Origin of the sequence: Emticicia sp., from assembly GCF_043780375.1 — a bacterium.
Classification (GTDB): Bacteria; Bacteroidota; Bacteroidia; order Cytophagales; family Spirosomataceae; genus Emticicia.
This window is the reverse complement of record NZ_JAYWCU010000254.1, coordinates 1-6,608: the sequence shown is the minus strand read 5'-3', so window position 1 is coordinate 6,608 and position 6,608 is coordinate 1. Positions and strand designations below refer to the sequence as shown.

The following is a 6,608-nucleotide window of genomic DNA, read 5'->3' as shown; positions in this document are numbered from 1 at the left end:
GTAAGTGATGAAAAAGGCGAAAAACTCCCAGGTGTAAGTATTATTGTAAAAGGAACTACTCGTGGTGGAAGCACCAATTCGGAAGGAGAATTTACGATTGTAGTGCCAGACTCAAAAGCCACGCTTGTGTTTAGTTTTGTGGGTTACGAACCACAAGAAATTTTAGTGGGAAATAAAACTCAAATAAATGTAAAACTGCAAACCGATATAAAGTCGCTCAACGAGGTAGTAGTGGTTGGTTATGGCACTCAAAAATCAAAAGATTTAACGGGTTCGGTTGCCACAATCAATCAGGCGATTATCAAAGATTTACCAGTTGCATCAATCGACCAAAAGATGATTGGACAAGTTGCGGGTGTTCAGATTCAGCAGCCATCGGGGGCTCCAGGTGGCGGAACTTCCGTTAGAATAAGGGGTAGTGGGTCGCTTGGAGCTGGAAACGAGCCTTTATATGTGATTGACGGCTTGCCTTATACTGCGGGTTTGAGTCGAGATTTTAACCCACTTTCATTAATCAACCCAAATGATATTGAATCTATTTCGATATTAAAAGATGCTTCTTCTACGGCAATTTACGGTTCACGTGGGGCAAATGGTGTAATTATGATTACAACGAAAAAGGGGAAATTTAATAGCCTAAAAGTAAACGTTTCTTCGATGCGTGGCGTGCAGCAAGTTCCCCAAAAAGGAAGACCTCAATTGATGAATCAACAAGAATTTATTGATTTACAAAGAAATAAAATTGATATAGCTGTCAGACGTGCCGAAAATAGAGCCACAACCATCAATGATTATCCAGTTGAGTATCAAAACCCTGCACAATTAGTTGGCGATGGCACAGATTGGTATGATTTGTTGTTACAAACAGCGGCAATTCAAGACCACAATATTAGTATTCAGAAGGGAACGCAAGATTCACGCATGAACCTAAATTTAGGCTATTTTAAGCAAGAAGGCGTTATAAAATACACAGGAATTGAGCGATACAGTGCCAATATGTCGGTTGAATCAAATGTATCAAAAAAAGTAGTTGTTGGTGCTTCACTACAACCTACTTTCATCAACCAAAATCGAACAAATACCAATTCAAACCGTGAGGATATAATTGGAATAGCCAATTGGGCAAATCCAACCTTAAATCCTTATGATGCCAACGGTAATCTTATCCCCTACCTTCGTTCGCCCGCAAGCAAATATCATTCGGCTTGGAGTTTTGCCAATCCGCTTTTCGTTTTGCGTGAAACATCGCAGCTTCAACAGCAATTTCAAAATTTAGGCTCGGCTTTTCTTGAATGGGAAATTATCCCAAATCTAAAAGCAAAAACTTCGCTCAGTACCATTTGGGCAACTTCAAAATTCAATCAGTTTGTACCAAGTACCGTTGGAGCTCCAAATATCCCTCCTGTTTCGGGTACTGGTCGGTCATCTAATTCAAGGTCTGAAAACTTTAATTGGCTGATTGAAAATACATTGACCTACAACAAAACCATAAAAAAACATCGTATCAATGTTTTAGCTGGCTATACGACTCAAAAAAATAAAGCAAGCGGCATCAATATAAACGCTTCACCGTATGCAAATGACTTGATTGAAACTATTAATGCCGCCCAAACCATCAATTCGTGGGGAGAAAGTGCCGACGAATGGAGCATAATTTCGTATCTTGGAAGAATAAACTATGCCTTTAATGACAAATATTTATTAACAGCATCATTGAGGTCTGATGGTTCTTCTCGCTTCGGGGTTAATAATAGATACGCTTCGTTTCCATCAATAGCTGGGGCTTGGAGAGTATCCGATGAAGAATTTTTGAAAAATAATAAATTTGTTAGTAGTCTAAAATTAAGAGCCAGTTATGGCAAAAGTGGCAATAATAACATCGGAAATTATTCTCATTTGGCTTCAATTAATCCTGGGTCTTACGTGTTTGGTACAACGCAGGTTTCAGCTTCATTCGTTGGTATTGCCAATCCGAATCTTACTTGGGAAGAATCAGACCAAGTCGATGCTGGATTAGATGGTGAATTTTTCAACAATAGGCTTTCATTAAGTGTCGATTTTTACAATAGAAAAAGTAAAAATATGCTACTAAATGACATAATTCCTGCCATTACTGGTTTTAACTTTCAAATAGTTAATAAAGGAACTGTCCAAAATAGAGGTCTTGAAATCTCATTAGGAGGCTCACCAGTAACTGGCGAATTCAATTGGGATATGAATGTAAATGTGGCGTTTAATAGAAATAAGGTGCTTTCTATCAACGAAAACGGCGACAGGATTTTGTCGGGTAATAACGACAATAACCCTACTCACGTAACGGTCGTTGGCAAGCCAATTGGGCAATTCTTTGGATTTATTTTGGAAGGAGTTTATTCAGCCAAAGACTTGGAAAATCCAAATTTGATAAAAACAACGCAAGTATATGAAGGCAATACCAAATATAAAGATGTAAACGGTGATGGCATCGTAAGCGATTTCTTAGATTATACAATCATCGGAAATCCACAACCTGACTTTATTTATGGCATTTCTAACTCGTTTTCTTACAAAAAGATCACTTTGGGCATTATTATGAATGGCCAGTATGGTGGGCAAGTAATGAATGGTTTACGTCAAACGACTGATAACCTACAAGGATTTTTTAATGTGAGTAATCAATGGGTAAATCGTTGGAGAAGTGCCGATAGCCCAGGGGCTGGAAATTTGTATGGTGTGCCAAAACTGACACCAAGTTGGGGACATCGTGTAAATACACTTTGGGTTGAAGATGCGACATTTCTTAGAATCTCAAATGTGTCGTTGGGCTATACTCTTCCCGAAAATTTGGTCAAGAAATCAGGTTTTATCAATAGTTGCAGAATCTATGTAACGGCTAATAATCTGGTTACGTTTACAAAATACAGCGGGGCAAATCCAGAGGGTCAATCACGAGATATTAACAATACTTTATCCCCAGGTTTTGATATGTCATCGTATCCACTTGCTCGTACAACATCAGTTGGTTTAAATCTTTCGTTTTAAGTTTTTTAGAAAAGAAAGTTCTTTAACGAATCAAAATTAGATATTCTTATGAAAAAAATAATATATATAATAGCTCTATTAGCTTTATCGGGCTGTTCAAAAGATTTTTTGGAATTATATCCAAAAGCAACGCTAAATGAAGGAAATTTCTATCAATCCGAGGTAGAATATACTTTGTTGGCAAACGGATGCTATGTGCCGATGCGTGAAAACGAAAAAAATAATCACTGGATTTTGGCTGAACTGATTTCGGATAATGCAAGTTTTCAGAATAATGTCCGTACTGGCGAGGCTTCAAGAGGTATCATTGACCAATTCATTTTTGCAGGAAACAATATTGCATATTCGTCTTACTGGAATACTTCTTATAATGGCATAACTCGCTGCAATAAGCTCATAAGCGAATTGGATAGAGAGGGTGTAAAATGGTCAAAACTTTCATTAAAAGACCGTTGTGCGGGTGAAGCTTTATTTTTAAGAGCCTTATATTATTTCAATCTCGTTCGACAATTCGGTGGAGTTCCGTTGGTTTTAAAACCAATAACCTCGCAGGAAGCTGTCGGCATTAAACGCTCAACCGAAGCCCAAGTATATGAAAGTATTGTCAACGATTTAAAGCAAGCCGCCACATTTTTTGCAAATGCAAAAGATGTTGAAGAAAATGGACGTGCCAATGAAATGTCGGCTTTAGCATTATTAGGAAAAGTTTATTTGACAACAAAGAAATATGCCGAAGCCGAAACCGCTCTAAAAACCGTTGTTGCCTCTGGAAAATACGCACTTTTAACCGAATATGCCGATGTGTTTAACCCATCAAAAAAAGATTATAAGGAAACAATTTTTGCTGTACAATATTCTGAAAACAGCGTAGAATTGGCTAATACTTTCATTTTTACATTCGCACCGCACACATCGGGGGGAGCAGTTACTCTTCGTCCGAATGTTAATATTGTTGGTGCAGGATGGAATCAACCAACCGACGATTTGATAAGTGCCTTTGAAACGGGAGATAAACGTAAGAATGTCTCAATCGCTTTTTGGAATGGCATTGACTGGGATAATATCGTCCGTCCAATTCCTTATTGTGCCAAATACAAAGCCCCAATAGCTGCTCCTGATGCTCGATGTGGCGATAACTTTCCAATTTTGCGTTACTCAGATGTATTATTAATGCTTGCCGAAGCTATAAATGAGCAAGGCAAAACTACCGAAGCAATTCCTTTTGTTCAGCAAGTTCGTACAAGAGCAGGCTTGACAAACGCAATTAGTGCTTTGAGTAAAGATGCACTTTCAACACTTATTGCCAAAGAACGACAAGTAGAATTTTGCTTTGAAAACCAACGTTGGTATGACCTAAAACGCACAGGAAAAGCAGTAGAAGTAATGGCTGCCCACGGAATTCGTGAAAAAGCTAAAAAGACTTTTTTATATCCTGAAGCCTACGGAATTACAGCAAACAAACTGCTTGCTCCTATTCCTGTCAATGAAATTTCAATCAATAAATTAGAACAAAATCCTGGTTATTGAACAAAAACAATAGGACTAAACTAAAAATGTAGCCATGAAAACTCTTATTTCTTTTGTTTTACTTGTCCTTAGTTTGAGTAATATTTATGCTCAAAACAAAAAGCCAAATATTCTGTATATACTCGTTGACCAGTGGCGGGCATCGGCGAGTGGTTATGCAGGAGATAAAAATGTTATTTCCCCAAATCTTGACCGACTGGCTTCGGAAAGTATGAATTTGAAAAATGCCATTTCGGGAACTCCCGTTTGCACGCCCCACCGAGCCTCGTTAATGACAGGTCAATATCCGCTTACAAATGGTGTTTTTATGAACGATGTTTTGCTTGATACCAATAATATAACGATTGCAAAGGTTTACAAAAACAATAACTACGCAACGGGTTTTGTTGGCAAATGGCACATTGATGGGCATGGACGCAATAGCTACATCCCTCCTACTCGCCGACAAGGTTTTGGCTTTTGGATGGCAAACGAGTGTTCGCACGACTATAATAATTCGCCCTATTATACTGGCGAATCAAATAAAAAAATGATTTGGAATGGGTATGATGCCATTGCTCAAACCGAAGATGTCATAAAATACATAAAAAAACAGGCAACCGAACCCAATCCATTTTTATTGTTTCTTTCAATCGGTAGCCCGCACGACCCTTACCAAACTGCCCCCGAAAAGTACAGGAAAATGTATGAAAATAAGCAGTTTATCATCAACGAAAATGTGCCAGTTGCAAACCGAGAAAAAGTAAAAAAAGACTTGGTTGGTTATTATTCGCACATCACAGCCATTGATGATTGTATCGGAAAAATGTGGCAAACCCTCAAAGATTTGGGCATTGACGAAAACACGATTATAGTTTTTTCGTCAGACCACGGCGATTTGCTCGGCTCACACGGCTCTTGGAACAAACAACAACCTTATGAAGAAAGTATAAGAGTACCTTTCATGATACATTATCCACAGGCTTTCGGTAAAAAAGGTAAAATCTCAAATGCATTATTAAACTCGCCCGATATTATGCCCACTTTGTTGGGTTTGAGCAATATTCCGATACCAAAAACGGTCGAAGGAATTGATTTTTCGGGGGTTTTGAAAGGCACAAAAAAAGATAATGTCAAACAAACCTTGATTTCTTGCTCGCAACCTTTTGGGCAGTGGAACAGAAAAATGGGTGGAAAAGAATACCGTGGAATTGTGAATCAACAATATACTTATGTAAGAGATTTGCAAGGCCCGTGGCTGCTATTCGATAATCTGAAAGACCCTTTTCAGCTCAATAATTTAATCGGTAAATCAGAATACCAATCATTACAGAAAAAATTAAATGCCGATTTAAACAGTGAACTGAAAAAACGTAAAGACGAATTTTTGCCAGGAAAAGAGTATATAAAAAAATGGAATTATTTGGTCGATGAATCAGAAACTGTACCTTATGTAAAAGTAAATTATGAAGGAAAACCAATCGTTGAATAAGTTTTTCTTTAAAAATTGAGTTTAAATGCAAAAAAGTTTACTGATTTAGAGTATTTTCAATCTATTTCAACCATTGTATAAATAATGACAATAATTTTATAAAACTAACCTTGAAGATGTTCAACAAAATTTTTGTTTTTACTTTATTTGTTTTAAGTTTTGGTTTAAAGTCAGTTTTTGCCCAATCAAAGCCCAATATTATATTTATTCTCACCGACGACCACCGAGCCGATGCTTTGGGTTATTCTGGAAATAAATATGCTCATACGCCCGAAATGGATAAATTGGCAAAAACTGGTACTTACTTCAAAAAAGCTATTGTTACAACTCCTATTTGTGCAGCAAGCAGGGCAAGTATTTTGAGTTCAATGCAAGAACGTACCCACAAATACACTTTTCAAACGGGCGATATTCGAGACGAATATATGCAAACTTCTTACCCAAAAGTGCTAAAAAATGCAGGTTATTATACAGGGTTTTATGGAAAGTTTGGGGTGAAATATGAACATTTGAATCAACTTTTCGACCAACACGAAGACTACGATAGAAATGGAAAATACACTGATAGACGGGGCTATTTCTTTAAAAA

The 6,608-nt window shown here is 37.4% G+C and carries 4 protein-coding genes; all 4 read left to right on the top strand.

Annotated elements, in window-relative coordinates:
• Positions 1-3,021: SusC/RagA family TonB-linked outer membrane protein (locus ACH2CJ_RS19015; RefSeq protein WP_394995354.1), on the top strand; the 3,021-nt coding region annotated here is incomplete at its 5' end.
• A gap of 48 nt (positions 3,022-3,069) precedes the next feature.
• The gene (locus ACH2CJ_RS19010; protein WP_394995352.1) at positions 3,070-4,548 is read left to right on the top strand and encodes a RagB/SusD family nutrient uptake outer membrane protein; all 1,479 of its coding nucleotides are present in this window, start codon (positions 3,070-3,072) and stop codon (positions 4,546-4,548) included.
• A 34-nt stretch (positions 4,549-4,582) separates the two neighbouring features.
• Positions 4,583-6,019 carry a sulfatase gene (locus ACH2CJ_RS19005; RefSeq protein WP_394995349.1) on the top strand — a complete coding sequence of 479 codons (1,437 nt, stop codon included), beginning with the start codon at positions 4,583-4,585 and terminating at the stop codon, positions 6,017-6,019.
• Between the two features lie 116 nt (positions 6,020-6,135).
• Positions 6,136-6,608: sulfatase-like hydrolase/transferase (locus tag ACH2CJ_RS19000; protein ID WP_394995346.1), on the top strand; the 473-nt coding region annotated here is incomplete at its 3' end.

Excerpts from the sequence above, each read along its gene's own strand:
- ACH2CJ_RS19010 (WP_394995352.1), top strand. The coding sequence starts at position 3,070 with ATGAAAAAAATAATATATATAATAGCTCTATTAGCTTTATCGGGCTGT.
- ACH2CJ_RS19005 (WP_394995349.1), top strand. The coding sequence starts at position 4,583 with ATGAAAACTCTTATTTCTTTTGTTTTACTTGTCCTTAGTTTGAGTAAT.